The following is a 17,245-nucleotide window of genomic DNA, read 5'->3' as shown; positions in this document are numbered from 1 at the left end:
AAATAGTTTGAATACTGTAATAATAAAATTAGTGCAAATCAATAGGTAAGAGTAATAATTGTAGTTATCCTCAACCCTGTTAGTTAATGCTTAAACTTGTCTACCTATTGACCAAAGTCTCATTAAATCATTCGCTTTCTGAGTGAGTAATGTTGAACAGTTATGCATGGATTCTTGAAGGGTCATAGGACCACTACTGATACTAAATGCGGCACTTAAACCATGAGTATAAAGGTCTTGATAATTACCTCGAACGGCTCCCCCTAGAGCGATTAGGGGCTTATGATAACGTTTGCTAAGATTAGCAATCCCTGCAATAGTCTTGCCTTGCAGAGTTTGTTCATCAATACAACCTTCTCCAGTAATGACTAAATCAGCCTCTTTGATATGGTGTTCAAGATTGGAGTATTCTGCAATAACCTCAATACCTGGTTTAAAGGTGGCATTTAGGAAGCTTAGTGCAGCAAAACCGAGTCCGCCAGCAGCACCTGCTCCAGCATATTCTCGACAATCAATGTGCAATGTATGATGCACTAGTTGAGCATAATTATTTAAACGTTCATCTAGTTCAAGGACTTGCTCTGGCGATGCGCCTTTTTGTGGGCCAAAAATATGAGAAGCACCGTTTTTTCCACATAAAGGATTACGTACATCAGAGGCGAGAACTACATTTACCGTTTTTAAACGTTCATCTAGTTCAGATATATCAATGCGACTAATATTGTGTATATTGTTCGGGCAACAGGCCTGGATAAGCTGATTATGTTCATCGTAAAATTTAACACCAAGGGCATTTAACATACCAATACCAGCATCGTTAGTGGCGGATCCACCTAGCCCTAAAATGAGTTTCTTAATAGGATAGTTTAGAACATCTTTAATTAATAACCCTACGCCATATGTTGACGATGTATAGATATTACGTTTGTCTTTATTGATTTGCTCTAAACCTGCTGCTGATGCCATCTCAACCACTGCCGTATCGCCGTCGATGAGAGCCCATTCGGCAATGATATTTTCTCCTAAAGCATTGCATACGCTCACTGATTTGAGCTCACTATTTGTGCATTCAGCAATGGCTTTTACTGTTCCTTCTCCCCCATCCGCCATGGGAATACAAAAGACTTCGGCATCAGGTTGAGCCATTAAAATACCTTTTTTGATAGCTGTAGCGGCATCAACAGCAGAAAGGCTTTCTTTAAAAGAATCAGGAGCAACAACAATAATCATAATCGTCTTAATCGCTATCGTTTTGTTTATATTTAAATAATTATATGATTGACTGCTGGGTAAATTTAGTCGTGTAAACCTTTACCAGTAGCGTTCATGTCTTTTCTTTCAATAAATTCAATTTTATAACCATCGGGATCTTGCACAAAAGCAATCACAGTAGATCCTCCTTTAACAGGACCAGCTTCACGAGTTACCGTGCCGCCTGCTTTTTTGACTGCTTCACAAGCTGCGTAGGCATCAGGTACGCCAATAGCGATATGACCATAAGCCGTTCCTAAATCATAACTATCAACACCATAGTTGTAAGTGAGTTCAAGCTCTGCTTGCTCTGGATTGGCCGCATAGCCTAAAAAAGCAAGGTCATATTTATATTCAGGATTTGAAGAGGTGCGTAGAACTTTCATACCTAGTACACGAGTATAAAAATCAATAGAGCGTTCTAAATTACCCACACGAAGCATAGTATGTAAAAATTGCATAGTCATTCCTTAATCGTCTTGTTGTTTAATCTTTACTTGTTTATCAATAATGAAGTTATAGTAAATGATATTACTCTAAAAAGAATAATGATTGTTGTTTAAGTGCTTTTTTATGTATCTCATAATCAGGCATTATTCTGCCGACTTCTTGCCAAAACGCTTTGCTGTGATTCATATGTTTTAGATGTGCTAGCTCATGAGCAATCACATAATCAATCTGTTTCGTTGGGAGGTGGATGAGTCGCCAATTAAGCCCAATAACCTTTTTGCTATTACATTGCCCCCAACTTCTCATGGCATAACTTAAGCGTAAGCGTGAATACTCTAATTGAAGAGGGGTAGATAAGGCAGTTAAACGTTTAGAAAACCAAGATAAGGCTTGTATTTGCAGCCATTGTTGGCAAGCAATCTTAATAGGGATATCAGATGAGTGAATATCAATTAATAAAATATCGTTGTCTTGAGGGGCTAATACATCACCTAAAAAAATAGGGGAGGTATTACTGAAATGGGGTTTGAGTAGAATAGTTTTACCTAGGTATTGAATGGTATTGTTAATTTGCCAGTGATTAATTTTTTCAGGGCGAATGCTTTCATAATAAGCTTTTTTGTTGGCAATCCATTCACTGAGTGAGCGTAACATAGTTTCAATATTACTTAATGGCTCACTTAACGTTGCTCGTACAATAATGCCATTATGTCCTACGCTTATACTAAGTTTTTGCCATCTACGACGTTTGATAACATACTCAAAGTCACCATGTTTGGTACTGATGCGAAAACGTGATTGTTGCATTAAATCTAATGGCTCAATAAGAAAGAAAATTAAATCAAATAGTAGAGGAGGTGTAGACTTCTGGATTTAGTACTCGCATTTCAGTCTCAATCCACTGTTCCACTTGTTTATTTAATTGGTCAGCTGTTAGTCCTTTTGAATTAATTGCTGGACCAAAGGAGATCGTAATGAGACCAGGTCGTTTAATAAATGCATTTCTAGGCCAACACATTCCCGCATTTAAGGCAATAGGAATCACATCAGCGCTAAGATGAGTGGCTAATCGAGAGCCTCCTGTTTTATAACGTCCTTGTTGTCCAACAGGTATACGAGTTCCTTCAGGGAACATAATAATATTACGACCCTCTTTGAAACGTTGCGATCCGATGCTCATAACTTGTTGCATAGCATCTCGTCGTGCAGACCTATCAATGGCAATTTGTTGTACACTCGCTAATCCCCAACCAAAAAAAGGAATATAGTTTAGTTCTTTTTTGTGAACATATGTACTGGTGCGCTTTAAAAATATAGGGAGAGCAATCGTTTCCCATGCCGATTGGTGTTTAGCTAAATAAACGGCTGGATAATCTGGGATATTCTCTGTGCCTTTCAGTTGATAACGTATCCCACAAATAACTTTGGCTCCCCAAATAATGCTTTTGTTCCATAGGGTAATAATTTTCCAACGCCAGTGGAAAGGGAAAAGAAAAAGTAAACCTGATAATGTACCAAAGATAATTGTTAGGATTGTTAGATAAATTGAAAATACGAGTGAACGTAAAAAAATCATGAATTTTCCCCGATTAATTCAGTGGCAAGCGTGAATAAGTCTTTACTTATTTTGGTGTGTTCGGGTAAGCCACCATTTGCTAGGGTTTTTTCACCATTACCTGTTAATACTAGGTGAGGAGTAAATCCTGCGGCTGCTGATGCCTGTAAGTCACGTAAAGAATCACCTACAGCGATAATACCATTCGATTCAATGTTATAGCGACGTTTAATCTCATTAAACATCCCTGGTAATGGTTTACGACAGGTGCAATTTTCATCTGGTGCATGAGGGCAAATAAAAAAAGCATCAATCGCAGCACCTAAGGGCTTCAGGAGATTTTGGAGTTTTTTGTGCATAGCATGTAAAGCGTGAATATCAAATAATCCACGCCCCAAGCCTGATTGATTGGTGGCGACAATAATTTTATATTTAGCATGATATAAGTTTGCTATCGCCTCAATGCTACCCGGCAGAGGAATCCATTCCTCTGCCGTTTTCACGAACTCAGCGCTTTCATGGTTAATTACGCCATCTCGATCAAGTATGATGAACTTCATTGTGCTAACTTAGATAAATCGGCAACAAGATTCATGGTTTTATGTAGCCTATTGAGTAGAGCTAAACGGTTTTGACGAATAGCAGGATCATCAGCCATCACCATCACATCATTAAAGAAAGCATCCACTGCCGCTTTGGTCGCTGCTACGCTTTGTAGTGCTTGAGTGAACTCGGCTTTTTCAAAATGTTGAAGAGCAATAGGCTCAACCTTATTAATACTCTCGTTTAAGGCAATTTCTGCAGGGTCAGTGAGTAAACTAGTGTTAACTGTACCAATATCGCCTTCCACTTTTTTAAGTAGATTACCAATACGCTTATTCGCAGCAGCTAAAGATTCTGCTTCTGGGAGGCTAGTGAAATGTCCAACAGCATCTACTCGGGCGAGTACTTCATCCAATTCAGGGTTAAGTGCTAGTACAGCATCAACTACAGAACGATTATATTGTCCTTGTAACTGATTGCGTAGGCGTTCGTAAATAAATTGTTGTACTTCGCTTGCTGTGTTACTTGAAATAGTAATACCGTTTTGTGCAAATAAGCTTTGAGCATAATTTAATAAATCACTCAATGTTAATTTATCGGTATGGGAGAAGTAGTTAGCTTTATTAAGAGCATCAAAAGCACTAATAATACCTAATGCTGCTCGTCGTAGTGCATAAGGGTCACGTTCGCCAGTTGGTAAAAGACCAATACCCCAAATACCCACTAAAGTTTCAATACGCTCAGCAATAAAAAGAACTACACTTGTTAAATTGTTTGAAGTAATAGTATGGTCAAATTTTACTAAGTATTGATCAGCAATGGCTTGAGCTACATCAGCAGGTTCATTGTCACCTTGTGCATAGTAAGAACCAATCACACCTTGTAACTCAGGAAACTCACCAACCATATTAGAGGTCAAGTCAGCTTTAGCTAGATAAGCAGCACGATCCGCATGCTCTACATTAGCATTCAGTTTTTGGGCAATGTATTTAGCGAGTAATTGAACGCGTTCTACACGAGCTAATTGTGTGCCTAGTTTATTATGATAAACAATTGTTCCTAATTGTGGGACACGAGAGGCTAAAGATTGTTTTCTATCGGTATTAAAGAAGAACTCGGCATCAGCCAAGCGAGGTCTAACCACGCGTTCGTTACCCTCAATAATATTATGAGGGTCTTGCACTTGCATATTGCTAACAATTAAAAATTGATGGCTTAATTTACCAGTTGTTTTATCAAATAGAGGGAAATATTTTTGGTTAAGTCTCATGGTGAGAATTAAACATTCTTGCGGTACAGATAAGAATTTTTCCTCAAATTTACCAACATAAATAGTTGGGTGTTCAACTAATGAAGTTACTTCTTCTAACAGGTCATTAACGGCAGGATCATCGCCAATAGTTAGGTTTAACTCCTCTGCCTTGCTGTTTAGTGCTGCTTTGATTGTTTCAAGACGCTCGTCATAAGAGGCAATCACAAAACCTTCTTGTTTTAATTGCTCATCATAGCTTTGAGCTGAAGTAAGTTTAAAGCTCGTTTTGCCCATGAAACGATGTCCATGGGTGGTGTTATCAGCTGTTAAACCAAGTGCATGAACAGGGATAACATCGTTGCCATATAAAGCGACTAAGGCGTGAGCAGGACGAACAAATTTAACCGTTGTCTTGCCATCTGCTAGTTGATAACGCATCACTTTAGGAATAGGTAATGAGTCAATGGCATTAGTCAAAATATCTTGTAATTGAGTGTGTAATTGAGCACCTGGTGCTGTACCTTTGGCAATTAAATAGTCTTGTTTTCCATCAGATTCCTGGCTTAAGTCTTTGACCGAAAGAGATTGCCAACCTTTACTTGCTAATTTTTTAATTAACGCAGGCGTGGCTTCGCCATTAGCATCTAATCCCACTTTAACAGGCATTAATTTTTCAGCAAAATCCTGATCAGGAGCTTGTTCAATCACATTATCAACACAAACGGCTAAGCGACGAGGTGTAGCAAAGCTTTTGAATTGACTAGAAGCGTTATCTCCAGCAATAAGGTGAGCTTTGAGTAAACCATTTACTATGGACTCAGCAAATGCTTGCCCAAGATTGCGTAAGGCTTTAGGAGGTAATTCCTCTGTAATTAATTCGATTAATAAAGGTTTCGTCATGATTATTTATTCTCCTTTAACATAGGGAAACCTAATTTTTCACGTGAATCGTAATAACACTGCGCAACAGCACGTGATAAGTTACGAATACGTCCGATATAGGTTGCTCGTTCTGTTACGCTAATAGCATTGCGTGCATCGAGCAAGTTAAAGGTATGTGCTGCTTTTAAGACTTGTTCATAAGCAGGTAAGGCTAATGGATTTTCAAGTTCCATCAGTTTCTTAGCCTGTGCTTCATAGTCATTGAAATGAGCAAAAAGAACATCAATATCTGCATATTCAAAGTTATAGGTTGATTGCTCAACTTCATTTTGATGGAAAACATCACGATAATAAATTTTGTCACCGTTGGGGCGAACTGTCCATACAAGGTCATACACGCTTTCTACATTTTGTAGATACATGGCAATACGTTCTAGACCATAAGTGATTTCACCTGTTGTTGCCGGACAGTCTAATCCTCCGACCTGTTGGAAATAAGTAAACTGAGTCACTTCCATGCCATTTAGCCAGACTTCCCAGCCAAGTCCCCACGCACCTAGTGTTGGATTTTCCCAGTCATCTTCGACAAAACGAATATCATGCTCAGCAGGGTCAATGCCCAACGCTTTAAGTGAGCCAATATACAAATCTAGAATTTCTGGTGGAGCAGGTTTAAGAACGACTTGAAATTGATAATAGTGTTGTAGTCGATTTGGGTTTTCACCGTAGCGACCATCTTTAGGACGGCGCGATGGCTGAACATAAGCAGCAAACCAAGGCTCTGGACCTATTGCTCTCAGAAAAGTTGCTGTATGCGAAGTACCCGCACCAACTTCCATATCATAAGGTTGAAGAAGCGCACAACCGTGCTCGCCCCAGTAGTTCTGTAAAGTTAAGATGATTTGTTGGAATGTAAGCATGAAATTAACTCAGGCTAAAAAATGACAGATATAAACGTCTAATTCTATCATAGGTCTAGCCTGAGAAATGCTTAATAATCAATGACTAGAAACAATTCAACTATTTCGGTGCTATCATATCCTCTGGTTTGACAAGTTCATCAAATTCTTCACCACTTAAGAGATTGAGAGCAATGGCTGTTTCTTTTAGGGAGCTATTGTTTTTAAAGGCAGTTTTGGCTACTTTGGCTGCATTCTCATAACCAATTTTACGGTTAAGAGCGGTAACTAGCATCAACGAGTGGTGTAGAAAGTAATCAATTTTCTCTTTGACTGGTTCAATACCTACCGCACAATTACGATCAAAACTTAAGCAAGCATCTCCCAGTAAACGAATAGATTGAAGTAAGTTATAGCCAATAACAGGCATATATACATTAAGTTCAAAATTACCAGATGCACCTGCCATAGTAATGGTGGTGTCATTACCGATAACTTGGCAGCAAACCATTGTCATTGCTTCACATTGAGTCGGATTAACTTTGCCAGGCATGATTGAAGATCCAGGTTCATTCTCAGGAATACGCAACTCTCCTAAGCCACAGCGAGGACCACTGGCTAACCAGCGAATGTCATTAGCAATTTTATTGAGACTCGCAGCAATTGTTTTTAATGCACCAGAAGTATAGACGCAAGCATCTCGAGCCGCTAACGCTTCAAATTTGTTTGGTGCTGTCACAAAAGGCAATTGACTTAATTGACTGAGTTCTTGAGCAACATCGTGAGCATAGTCAGGGTGACTATTCAAACCAGTTCCTACTGCTGTACCGCCTAGAGGTAGTTCGTATAAACCTGTTAAGGCATCTTGTAAGCGTTGAAGTCCATGATCCAATTGACTGACATAACCAGAAAACTCTTGACCTAGAGTTAGTGGTGTTGCGTCTTGCAAATGGGTACGACCAATTTTTACAATGGATGAAAACTCCTCGGCTTTTTGATGTAAGGTATTTCTCAGTTGTGTTAGTGCAGGGATAAGTTGTCGATTGATTTCAAGAGCGCAAGCAACATGGATAGCTGTAGGAAAAGAATCATTTGTTGATTGAGCATGGTTTACATGATCATTGGGATGAATAGGATGATAGGCAGCTAAGCCTGTACCTGCTAATTCATTGGCACGATTAGCTAATACCTCATTCATATTCATATTAGACTGAGTACCTGAACCTGTTTGCCATACAACCAGTGGAAATTGATGATTAAACTTATTAGCAAGAACATCTTCAGCTGCTTGTACAATTAATGTGGCTTGTTCTTGTTTAATACGTCCTAGGCGTGCATTGGTAATAGCCGCTGCTTTTTTTACTAATGCCATGGCGTGAATAAGAGGGATAGGAAGTGTTTCGCCACCAATCTTAAAATTTTCTCGGCTACGTTGTGTCTGCGCTCCCCAATAAGCATCAGCGGGAACTGCGACGTCTCCCATCGTATCGTGTTCAATTCTAGTGTTCATTTTTGCTCCTAATTGGTAATGATAATTGTTTTTATTTTATGTAAATTAAAAAAATTTTGCCAATAAAAAAGAAATACAGGGTTAATACGATTTTTTAAGATTTGGAAAAGACTATACAATACAAGACAGACTTAGAAAATATATAGTGCTTAAGGAAGTATGATGACAGCTGAATCTTTAGTTTTATCTGAAAAAATTGGGAAGGTGTTAGTAATTACAATTAACCGACCTGATTCACGCAATGCTTTAACATATGACACCTCATTTGCTTTGGCAGATGCGATAGATCAATTAGATAATGATCCTGAATTGTCTTTGGCTATTTTAAGTAGGACAAGGAGAGCATTTTTGTGCAGGCATGGATTTAAAAGAGTTTGCAAGAACTCAACGGCGTGCTGTTGTACCTGGACGAGGTTTAGGTGGTTTATGCGAAGCGTTACCTAAAAAACCATTGATTGCAGCGGTAGAAGGTTATGCGTTAGCGGGTGGTTTTGAATTAGTACTTGCTTGTGATTTGATTGTGGCATCAAATACGGCTAAGTTTGGTTTACCTGAAGCAAAAAGAGGGCTAGTACCAGGTTCTGGGGGGATGTTACGCTTACCTCAACGAGTGCCATACCATGTAGCGATGGAGTTGCTATTAACAGGCGATATGTTAACGGCAGAGCGTGCACATCAGTTAGGATTAGTTAATGAGCTAGTTGAACCAGGTCGGGCATTAGATGCCGCGTTAGCATTGGCACAACGTATTGCTGCCAACGGTCCTTTATCGCTCAAAGTGATTAAGCAAGTAGTGATAGAGTCACAAGGCTGGACACCAGAAACCATGTTCGCCTTGCAACAGCCTCGCATGGCACATATCTTCTCCTCTGCGGATGCTAAAGAGGGGGCTACAGCATTCGCTGAAAAACGTGCACCAGTATGGAAAGGCGAATAGTTTTTAATAATAATTCTCAATTACAATAAACTCAGCAATGGCTTGAGAGGCTTAGGATTCCCAATAATTACAGTATGATTAAACTAATTTTATCTAACTGGATTTATTGGGAGTTTTTATGACTACAGTCATTAAAGAGGCTGATTTAGTGCAATCAATTGCAGATGCTGTTCAGTTTATCAGCTACTATCATCCACAAGACTATATTCAACATCTGGCTCGTGCTTATGAACGTGAAGAGAGTCCTGCTGCTAAGGACGCTATCGCACAAATTTTAACTAATTCGCGTATGTGTGCAGAGGGACATCGTCCGATTTGTCAAGATACAGGTATTGTTAATGTATTTTTGAAAATTGGGATGGATGTTAAATTAGATATCAAAGGTACTTTGCAAGAAGCATGTGATGAGGGGGTGCGTCGTGGTTATCTAAATCCTGATAATAAATTACGTGCTTCTGTGCTATCGGATCCGATTTTTGAACGCAAAAATACACGTGATAATACGCCTTGTATTGTGTCGGTAGAGCTTGTTCCTGGTAATACAGTTGATGTGCAAGTCGCTGCTAAAGGCGGTGGTTCTGAAAACAAAACAAAATTCGCCATGCTAAATCCAAGCGATAGTATTGTAGATTGGGTATTAAAAACAGTGCCTTTAATGGGAGCGGGTTGGTGTCCTCCAGGCATGTTAGGTATCGGTATTGGTGGTACAGCTGAAAAAGCAATGTTGATGGCAAAACAGGCTTTAATGGATGATATCGATATGTATGAGTTGTTGGCGAGAGGACCACAAAATAAACTCGAAGAACTACGAATTGAGCTTTATGAAAAAGTGAATGCGCTTGGTATTGGCGCTCAAGGTTTGGGGGGGTTAACAACCGTACTAGATGTAAAAATTAATACATTCCCAACTCATGCTGCTTCTAAACCTATTGCGATGATTCCTAACTGTGCAGCAACTCGCCATGTGCACTTTGTCTTAGACGGTAGTGGTGTGGCTGATTTACCAGTTCCGTCTCTTGATTTATGGCCAAATGTTCATTGGGCACCCGATTACAATAAATCTAAACAAGTGAATTTAGATACCTTGACTAAGGAAGAAGTAGCGAGCTGGAAACCAGGTCAAACCCTATTATTATCAGGCAAAATGCTAACTGGTCGTGATGCGGCACATAAGCGTATTCAAGATATGCTAGCTAAAGGCGAAAAACTTCCTGTCGATTTTACCAATCGTGTTATTTATTATGTTGGTCCAGTGGATCCTGTGCGTGATGAAGTAGTGGGCCCAGCAGGTCCAACAACAGCAACACGTATGGATAAATTTACAGATATGATGTTGGAAAAAACAGGTTTGATTGCGATGATTGGTAAAGCAGAGCGTGGCCCTGCCGCCATTGAGTCTATTCAAAAACATAAATCTGCCTATTTAATGGCGGTAGGTGGTTCAGCTTACTTGGTGTCTAAAGCTATTCGTTCCGCTAAGGTAGTTGGTTTTGAAGATCTTGGTATGGAGGCCATTTATGAATTTGAGGTGAAAGATATGCCTGTCACAGTAGCTGTGGATTCAACAGGAACCTCTGTTCATACAACAGGTCCTAAAGAGTGGAAAGTCAAAATTGGTAAATTACCAGTGACAGACTAATCATTTTTTTCTGTTTGATGATAACCCTAAGATGATGTGTAAGCATTGTTTTAGGGTTTTTTGTTGTTATTAGCAGTGAAATTGATTAGGCAGAATAGACGTTCAAACTATATTTAAGGTACTTCAGTGGTGACCAAAATCATAGTTGTTTAATTTTTTAGCCTATTATTTTTTAGTAGGTATGATGTACCTATTGATAGTGATAAGTTCGTTTTTTGTATGAGTCATAGGCTCCAAAATTGAACAAAATAATTTTTAAACAAGGGAAATTACTAGTTTTTAAGTATCAATAGATGTTTTATAACTATTGAATAATTTAGTCATCAAAAGGAAGTAACGTATGAAAGGTATCAGACAAAAGGTTTTATGTGGTGCTTTATTGAGTGTATTTGCTTGTACGGCTAATGCAGCAGGAACCTTGGTCTTTTGTTCAGAGGGTAGTCCAGCAGGATTCGATTCAGCACAATACACTGCCGCGACAGATTTTGATGCGAGTGCTAGACCTGTTTATAACGCCTTGTTAATGTTTCCACGAGGTGAGACCAAGGTAGCACCTGCGTTGGCAGAAAGTTTTGATGTGTCTGATGATGGTTTGGTGTATACATTCTACCTACGCAAAGGGGTGAAATGGCATACGACTAAATACTTTACACCAACACGTGAATTTAATGCGGATGATGTAGTGTTTACCTTTGATCGTTTAGGTAACAAAGAAAATGCTTTTAATAAAGCCTATTCTGTGGAATTTCCATACTACACAGATATGGGTCTAGACAAGAATATTAAGTCGGTTGAAAAGGTAGATGATTACACAGTCAAAATCACATTAAACAAAAATGATGCATCTTTTACGCAAACCCTAGCGATGCCTTTTAGCTCAATTTACTCCAAAGAGTATGCCGATAAATTATTAGCTGACGGTAAAGCGGAAATGATTAATCAGCAACCAGTAGGAACTGGTCCATTTATTTTTGAGCGTTATCAAAAAGATGCCTCTATTCGTTATAAGGCGAATAAAGAATATTGGAATGTGGATGATAAACCTTTGGTGGATAATCTGATTTTTGCGGTTACGAAAGATGCGTCTGTTCGTTATCAAAAATTAAAAGCAGGTGAGTGTCATATCATGTCTTACCCATTGCCTGCTGATGTTGAGAGTATGAAAAAAGATACTAAACTTAAAGTGCTTTCACAAGCAGGCTTTAATGTTGGGTTTCTTTATTACAATACCGAAAAAGAGCCACTTAAAACAGCAGATGTACGTGTGGCTTTAGATATGGCGATGAATAAAGATGCCATTATTAAAGCAGTTTATGGCGGTCAAGGTGAATCAACGCCAAATCCTATGCCACCAACCCAGTGGTCATTTAATAAAGACATTAAATCTCGAGAAACTGACATTGCTAAAGCCAAAGAGTTATTAGCCAAAGCAGGTTATCCAGATGGGTTCGATCTCACTTTATGGTCTTTACCCGTACAACGTCCCTATAACCCAAATGGTCGTTTAATGGCAGAGATGCTACAAGCCGACTGGGCGAAGATTGGTGTAAAAGTAAATATCACCACTTATGAATGGGGTGAATATTTAAAACGTGCCAAAGCAGGAGATCATCAAGTCGTGATGGCAGGATGGATTGGCGATAATGGAGATCCCGACAATTGGTTGGGTAATGTATTTGGCTGTGAGGCAATTGGTGGCGTTAATTATTCACGTTTCTGCTATGAACCATTTCAGAAAATATTAACTGAAGCTCGTCAAATCAATGATGTCGCTCAACGGACTAAATTGTATGAGCAAGCACAAGTTATTTTCCATGAGCAAATGCCAGCTTCACCAATAGGAACCTCTATCGTCAGTGTGCCTATGAGCAGTAATGTAGAAGGGTTCAAAATTAGTCCATTTGGTGCCTTTGAATTTACAGGCGTAAGTATCAAATAATTATTCGATGATTTAGACAATCAATTCTAAATATTTTAAGAGTGAAATATTTTTGTTTCAATCTTTTTTATCAATAATTTAGAGGAGTGGCGTAATTCATTGTCAAAATTACTAATATCAATAGATGAAGGGGGATTGCTAGTTATTTATTAGGTATATATGTTTTTATAAGTAGCACTTGATTATTAATTTGAAGTAAAGGAATATATTGATGAAAAAACGGTTTAACACTATTTTAAATGTAGCATTACTTAGTATATGTACAAGCTCAGTTTATGCAGCAGGCACACTAGTTTATTGTTCAGAGGGAAGTCCTGCTGGTTTTGATTCTGCTCAATATGTATCAGCTACCGACTTTGATGTGAGTGCAATTAATGTATATAACCCATTACTTCAATTTCCTCGAGGTGAAACTAAGGTAGCGCCTGCATTAGCTGAGAGCTTTGATGTGTCTGATGATGGTTTAGTCTATACGTTCCATTTACGCAAGGGTGTAAAATGGCATACGACCAAATACTTTACACCAACACGAGAGTTCAATGCGGATGATGTATTGTTTACTTTTGATCGTTTAGCCAATAAAGATAATCCATTAAATAAAGCTTACCCAGTAGAGTTTCCACTCTTTAAGGGAATGGGATTAGATAAAAATATTAAGTCTGTGGAAAAAATTGATGACTATACAGTGAAAATGACATTAAGCAAGAATGATGCGTCATTTGCTCAGAGTCTAGCGATGCCTTTTGGCTCAATTTATTCTAAAGAATATGCGGATAAATTAGTGGCTGACGGTAAGGCGGAAATGATTAATCAGCAACCAGTAGGAACAGGACCATTTATTTTTGACCGTTATCAAAAAGACGTATTGATTCGGTATAAGGCAAACAAAGCGTATTGGGATAAAGACGATATGCCGCAGGTGGATAACTTAATTTTCGCGATTACGAAAGATGCTGCTGTGCGTTATCAAAAATTAAAAGCGGGTGAATGCAATATTATGTCTTATCCATTGCCAGCTGATGTGGAAAGCATGAAAAATGATGCAAATATTAAAGTACTTTCCCAACCAGGTTTTAATGTAGGCTTTGTCCACTATAACACTGAAAAAGAACCATTTAGCAAGCCGGAAGTAAGAGTGGCACTAGATATGGCGATTAATCGTCAGGCGATTTTAAAAGCAGTTTATGGAGGGCAGGGGGAGCTAGCACCTAATCCTATGCCTCCATCGCAATGGGCTTATAACAAAGATATCAAGGTACGTGATATGGATGTTGAAAAAGCCAAAGAATTATTAGCCAAGGCGGGTTATCCTAATGGGTTTGAGGCAACCTTATGGGCTTTACCTGTACAGCGTCCGTATAATCCAAATGGTCGCTTAATGGCGGAGATGATACAGGCGGATTGGGCTAAAGTTGGAGTGAAAGTGAATATCACCACGTATGAATGGGGTGAATATTTGAAGCGCGCTAGAGATGGTGAGCACGAAGTGATGATGTCTGGTTGGACGGGGCAAAATGGTGATCCCGATAACTGGTTAAATGGTCTCTTTGGTTGTGAGGGCGTGGGTGGAAATAATAACTCTCGTTTTTGCTATGAACCATATCAAAAAATCATTATTCAGGCACGTGAACTTAGAGATGCTAATGAGCGTACAAAACTCTATGAACAAGCACAAGTCATTTGGCATGAGCAAATGCCAGCGTCTCCTATAGGTACTTCTATTGTGAATGTGCCAATGGGTAAAAATGTAGATGGTTTCAAAATCAGTCCATTTGGCGCATTTAAATTTACTGGTGTTAGTGTTAAGTAATTAATGTTATTTGTTTAATTTTTAACTTTTAATAGAGAGTGGGAGTAATTATTGCACCCACTCTTTTCTTTTATGTTTAAAAATATCGCTTAGTGGTATAGCAATGGTGATTAATAATTGTTGGTTATCGCTTAGAGTTAGTGTTTAGCATCATTAGCGGTTTTTTAACTATGTAAGCATAGCTCCTCTTGAACAATTCTCTTTAATGTTATGCATAAAATGCTTTTATTCTGTGCAAATTACTTTTATCGTGCATAGAAAACAAGGGAAATCACTAGTTGCTCATGAGGCATAATTGTTTTATAACTGTAAGATATATTAACAATTATTAAAAGGAAACGATTTATGAAAAAAGTAGCACAAAAAGTTTTAGGGGCAGCGCTACTGACTGCATTTGCTAGTTCTGCTTATGCAGCAGGTACATTAGTTTACTGTTCGGAAGGTAGCCCTGCAGGTTTTGATTCTTCTCAATTTACAGCTGGTACAGACTTTAATGCGAGCGCGAGAAACGTATATAGCAGCCTTTTACAGTTTCCACGTGGTGAAACCAAAGCAGCGCCAGCATTAGCAGAAAGTTTTGATGTGTCGGATGATGGTTTGGTATATACATTCCACCTACGCAAAGGGGTGAAATGGCATACGACTAAATACTTTACACCAACACGTGAATTTAATGCGGATGATGTGGTATATACCTTTGATCGTCTAGGCAATAAGGATAACGCCTTTAATAAAGCGTATCCAGTGGAGTTTCCATATTATACGGATATGGGTCTAGACAAGAATATTAAATCTGTGGAAAAGGTGGATGATTACACAGTCAAAATCACATTAAACAAAAATGACGCCTCATTTACGCAAACCTTAGCGATGCCTATCGGTATTATTTATTCCAAAGAGTATGCGGATAAATTATTAGCTGACGGTAAAGCAGAAATGATTAATCAGCAACCCGTAGGGACAGGACCATTTATTTTTGAACGCTATCAAAAAGACGCCTCAATTCGTTATAAAGCGAATAAAGAATATTGGAATAAAGATGATATGCCACAGGTGGACAACTTAATTTTTGCGATTACAAAAGATGCGTCTGTTCGTTATCAAAAATTAAAAGCAGGTGAGTGTCATATCATGTCTTACCCATTGCCGGCCGATGTTGAAAATATGAAAAAAGACGCTAAGTTAAAAGTACTCTCACAGCCTGGCTTTAATGTCGGCTTTGTTTACTATAATACTGAAAAAGAGCCATTTAATAAGGCGGATGTGCGCGTAGCGTTAGATATGGCAATGAATAAACCAGCTATCTTAAAAGCGGTTTATGGCGGACAAGGTGAGCTCAATCCTAATCCAATGGCGCCAACCCAATGGTCATTCAATAAAGAGATTAAGGTTCGTGAAACCAATGTTGAAAAAGCCAAAGAGTTATTAGCTAAAGCGGGCTATCCTAATGGTTTTGAAGCAACCTTATGGTCTTTACCGGTACAACGCCCTTATAACCCAAATGGTCGTTTAATGGCAGAGATGCTACAAGCCGGCTGGGCGAAGATTGGTGTCAAAGTAAATATCACCACGTATGAATGGGGTGAGTATTTAAAACGAGCTAAAGCAGGTGAACATCAAATTGCTATGGTGGGTTGGACAGGTGATAATGGTGACCCAGATAACTGGTTAGGCAACTTATTTAGTTGTTCAGCTGTGGGAGGCAGTAATTATTCCCGCTTCTGTTATGAGCCTTTTGAAAAAGTAATCACTGAAGCTCGTCAAATTAATGATGTGGCTCAACGAACTAAATTGTATGAACAAGCACAAGTTATTTTCCATGAGCAAATGCCTGGTTCGCCAATGGGGACGTCAATTGTGAATGTGCCTACGACTAAAAATGTAGAGGGTTTCAAAATTAGTCCATTTGGTGCATTTGAATTTACAGGCGTAAGCGTCAAATAATTTTTAAAGCTAAAAATGTAAAAGGAGCGGAGCAAATCTTGCGCTGCTCCTTTTTGTTCAACATGTAGACCAAGGTTGAGTAAAAAGCTTGGTGGTAGTGCAAGAGTGCACTATGGTGAGGTGGTTTTTTGTCTTTATGGATAAGGGCAAGGGAAATTACTAGTTGTTTAGAGAAAATGATTGTTTTATAACTAATCAGCTTGTTAAAAAACCATCAAAAGGATGTGATTTATGAAGAAAGTGGCTCAAAAAGTTCTATATGGAGCATTATTTAGTGCTTTTGCCTGTTCTGCTCAAGCAGCGGGTACATTAGTCTATTGTTCTGAAGGTAGTCCAGCAGGCTTTGATTCTGCTCAATACAATACAGGAACAGACTTTGATGCGAGTGCCAGAAGTGTGTATAACACCTTGTTGTTATTCCCACGTGGTGAAACCAAAGCAGCGCCAGGGTTAGCAGAAAGTTTTGATGTGTCTGATGATGGTTTGGTGTATACATTCCACCTACGCAAAGGGGTGAAATGGCATACGACTAAATACTTTACACCAACACGTGAATTTAATGCCGATGACGTGGTATATACGTTTGATCGCCTAGGCAAACAAAGAAAACGCCTTTAATAAAGCGTATCCAGTG

General features: G+C 38.8%; 12 protein-coding genes and 2 pseudogenes. 6 read left to right on the top strand and 8 right to left on the bottom strand.

The features are described 5' to 3' along the window. Window positions 1–90: 90 nt before the first annotated feature. The 8 genes from V757_RS22825 to fumC all read right to left on the bottom strand — a co-directional run bounded on the left by V757_RS22825 (window position 91) and on the right by fumC (window position 8,342). Window positions 91–1,230: a glycerate kinase gene (locus V757_RS22825; RefSeq protein ID WP_023951513.1), complete on the bottom strand. Its 1,140-nt coding sequence runs from the start codon at window positions 1,228–1,230 to the stop codon at window positions 91–93. A 65-nt stretch (window positions 1,231–1,295) separates the two neighbouring features. Then, window positions 1,296–1,712 (bottom strand): lactoylglutathione lyase, encoded by a 417-nt coding sequence (gene gloA / locus V757_RS22820; RefSeq protein ID WP_023951511.1) that lies wholly within the window; start codon window positions 1,710–1,712, stop codon window positions 1,296–1,298. Window positions 1,713–1,782: 70 nt separating this feature from the next. Continuing rightward, the gene (locus tag V757_RS27595; RefSeq protein ID WP_023951509.1) at window positions 1,783–2,508 is read right to left on the bottom strand and encodes a M48 family metallopeptidase; all 726 of its coding nucleotides are present in this window, start codon (window positions 2,506–2,508) and stop codon (window positions 1,783–1,785) included. Between the two features lie 34 nt (window positions 2,509–2,542). Continuing rightward, window positions 2,543–3,277: a lysophospholipid acyltransferase family protein gene (locus V757_RS22810; RefSeq protein WP_023951506.1), complete on the bottom strand. Its 735-nt coding sequence runs from the start codon at window positions 3,275–3,277 to the stop codon at window positions 2,543–2,545. Next, window positions 3,274–3,816, bottom strand: coding sequence for a D-glycero-beta-D-manno-heptose 1,7-bisphosphate 7-phosphatase (gmhB, locus tag V757_RS22805; protein ID WP_023951504.1), 543 nt, complete (start codon window positions 3,814–3,816; stop codon window positions 3,274–3,276). Before gmhB ends, V757_RS22810 begins: the two co-directional genes overlap by 4 nt. Further along, on the bottom strand, window positions 3,813–5,951 hold the full coding sequence (gene glyS / locus V757_RS22800; RefSeq protein WP_023951502.1) for a glycine--tRNA ligase subunit beta: 2,139 nt from the start codon (window positions 5,949–5,951) through the stop codon (window positions 3,813–3,815). Before glyS ends, gmhB begins: the two co-directional genes overlap by 4 nt. 2 nt (window positions 5,952–5,953) lie before the next feature. Continuing rightward, window positions 5,954–6,853, bottom strand: coding sequence for a glycine--tRNA ligase subunit alpha (glyQ, locus tag V757_RS22795; RefSeq protein ID WP_023951500.1), 900 nt, complete (start codon window positions 6,851–6,853; stop codon window positions 5,954–5,956). A 100-nt stretch (window positions 6,854–6,953) separates the two neighbouring features. Continuing rightward, window positions 6,954–8,342 carry a class II fumarate hydratase gene (gene fumC, locus V757_RS22790; protein WP_023951497.1) on the bottom strand — a complete coding sequence of 463 codons (1,389 nt, stop codon included), beginning with the start codon at window positions 8,340–8,342 and terminating at the stop codon, window positions 6,954–6,956. Window positions 8,343–8,504: 162 nt separating this feature from the next. Between fumC and V757_RS22785 the strand changes: the two are divergent. The 6 genes and pseudogenes from V757_RS22785 to V757_RS22760 all read left to right on the top strand — a co-directional run. Further along, a pseudogene (locus V757_RS22785) lies at window positions 8,505–9,279 on the top strand (crotonase/enoyl-CoA hydratase family protein). A 118-nt stretch (window positions 9,280–9,397) separates the two neighbouring features. Next, on the top strand, window positions 9,398–10,918 hold the full coding sequence (locus V757_RS22780; protein ID WP_023951495.1) for a fumarate hydratase: 1,521 nt from the start codon (window positions 9,398–9,400) through the stop codon (window positions 10,916–10,918). Between the two features lie 340 nt (window positions 10,919–11,258). After that, window positions 11,259–12,857, top strand: coding sequence for an ABC transporter substrate-binding protein (locus V757_RS22775; protein ID WP_023951493.1), 1,599 nt, complete (start codon window positions 11,259–11,261; stop codon window positions 12,855–12,857). Between the two features lie 211 nt (window positions 12,858–13,068). Next, window positions 13,069–14,667: an ABC transporter substrate-binding protein gene (locus V757_RS22770; protein WP_023951491.1), complete on the top strand. Its 1,599-nt coding sequence runs from the start codon at window positions 13,069–13,071 to the stop codon at window positions 14,665–14,667. A 345-nt stretch (window positions 14,668–15,012) separates the two neighbouring features. After that, a complete protein-coding gene (locus V757_RS22765) occupies window positions 15,013–16,611 on the top strand; it encodes an ABC transporter substrate-binding protein (protein ID WP_023951489.1) in 1,599 nt (532 codons plus the stop codon). A 231-nt stretch (window positions 16,612–16,842) separates the two neighbouring features. Continuing rightward, a pseudogene (locus V757_RS22760) lies at window positions 16,843–17,245 on the top strand (ABC transporter substrate-binding protein); the annotation flags it as partial.

This window comes from Pelistega indica (assembly GCF_000506865.1).
GTDB classification, from domain to species: Bacteria; Pseudomonadota; Gammaproteobacteria; order Burkholderiales; family Burkholderiaceae_B; genus Taylorella; species Taylorella indica.
The sequence above is the reverse complement of the archived record's forward strand: the minus strand, read 5'-3'. Positions and strand labels throughout refer to the sequence as shown.

What these genes read in the sequence shown, in the direction of transcription:
- V757_RS22825 (WP_023951513.1), bottom strand. Translation starts at nt 1,230, where the DNA reads ATGATTATTGTTGTTGCTCCTGATTCTTTTAAAGAAAGCCTTTCTGCT.
- gloA (WP_023951511.1), bottom strand. Translation starts at nt 1,712, where the DNA reads ATGCAATTTTTACATACTATGCTTCGTGTGGGTAATTTAGAACGCTCT.
- V757_RS27595 (WP_023951509.1), bottom strand. Translation starts at nt 2,508, where the DNA reads ATGCAACAATCACGTTTTCGCATCAGTACCAAACATGGTGACTTTGAG.
- V757_RS22810 (WP_023951506.1), bottom strand. Translation starts at nt 3,277, where the DNA reads ATGATTTTTTTACGTTCACTCGTATTTTCAATTTATCTAACAATCCTA.
- gmhB (WP_023951504.1), bottom strand. Translation starts at nt 3,816, where the DNA reads ATGAAGTTCATCATACTTGATCGAGATGGCGTAATTAACCATGAAAGC.
- glyS (WP_023951502.1), bottom strand. Translation starts at nt 5,951, where the DNA reads ATGACGAAACCTTTATTAATCGAATTAATTACAGAGGAATTACCTCCT.
- glyQ (WP_023951500.1), bottom strand. Translation starts at nt 6,853, where the DNA reads ATGCTTACATTCCAACAAATCATCTTAACTTTACAGAACTACTGGGGC.
- fumC (WP_023951497.1), bottom strand. Translation starts at nt 8,342, where the DNA reads ATGAACACTAGAATTGAACACGATACGATGGGAGACGTCGCAGTTCCC.
- V757_RS22780 (WP_023951495.1), top strand. Translation starts at nt 9,398, where the DNA reads ATGACTACAGTCATTAAAGAGGCTGATTTAGTGCAATCAATTGCAGAT.
- V757_RS22775 (WP_023951493.1), top strand. Translation starts at nt 11,259, where the DNA reads ATGAAAGGTATCAGACAAAAGGTTTTATGTGGTGCTTTATTGAGTGTA.
- V757_RS22770 (WP_023951491.1), top strand. Translation starts at nt 13,069, where the DNA reads ATGAAAAAACGGTTTAACACTATTTTAAATGTAGCATTACTTAGTATA.
- V757_RS22765 (WP_023951489.1), top strand. Translation starts at nt 15,013, where the DNA reads ATGAAAAAAGTAGCACAAAAAGTTTTAGGGGCAGCGCTACTGACTGCA.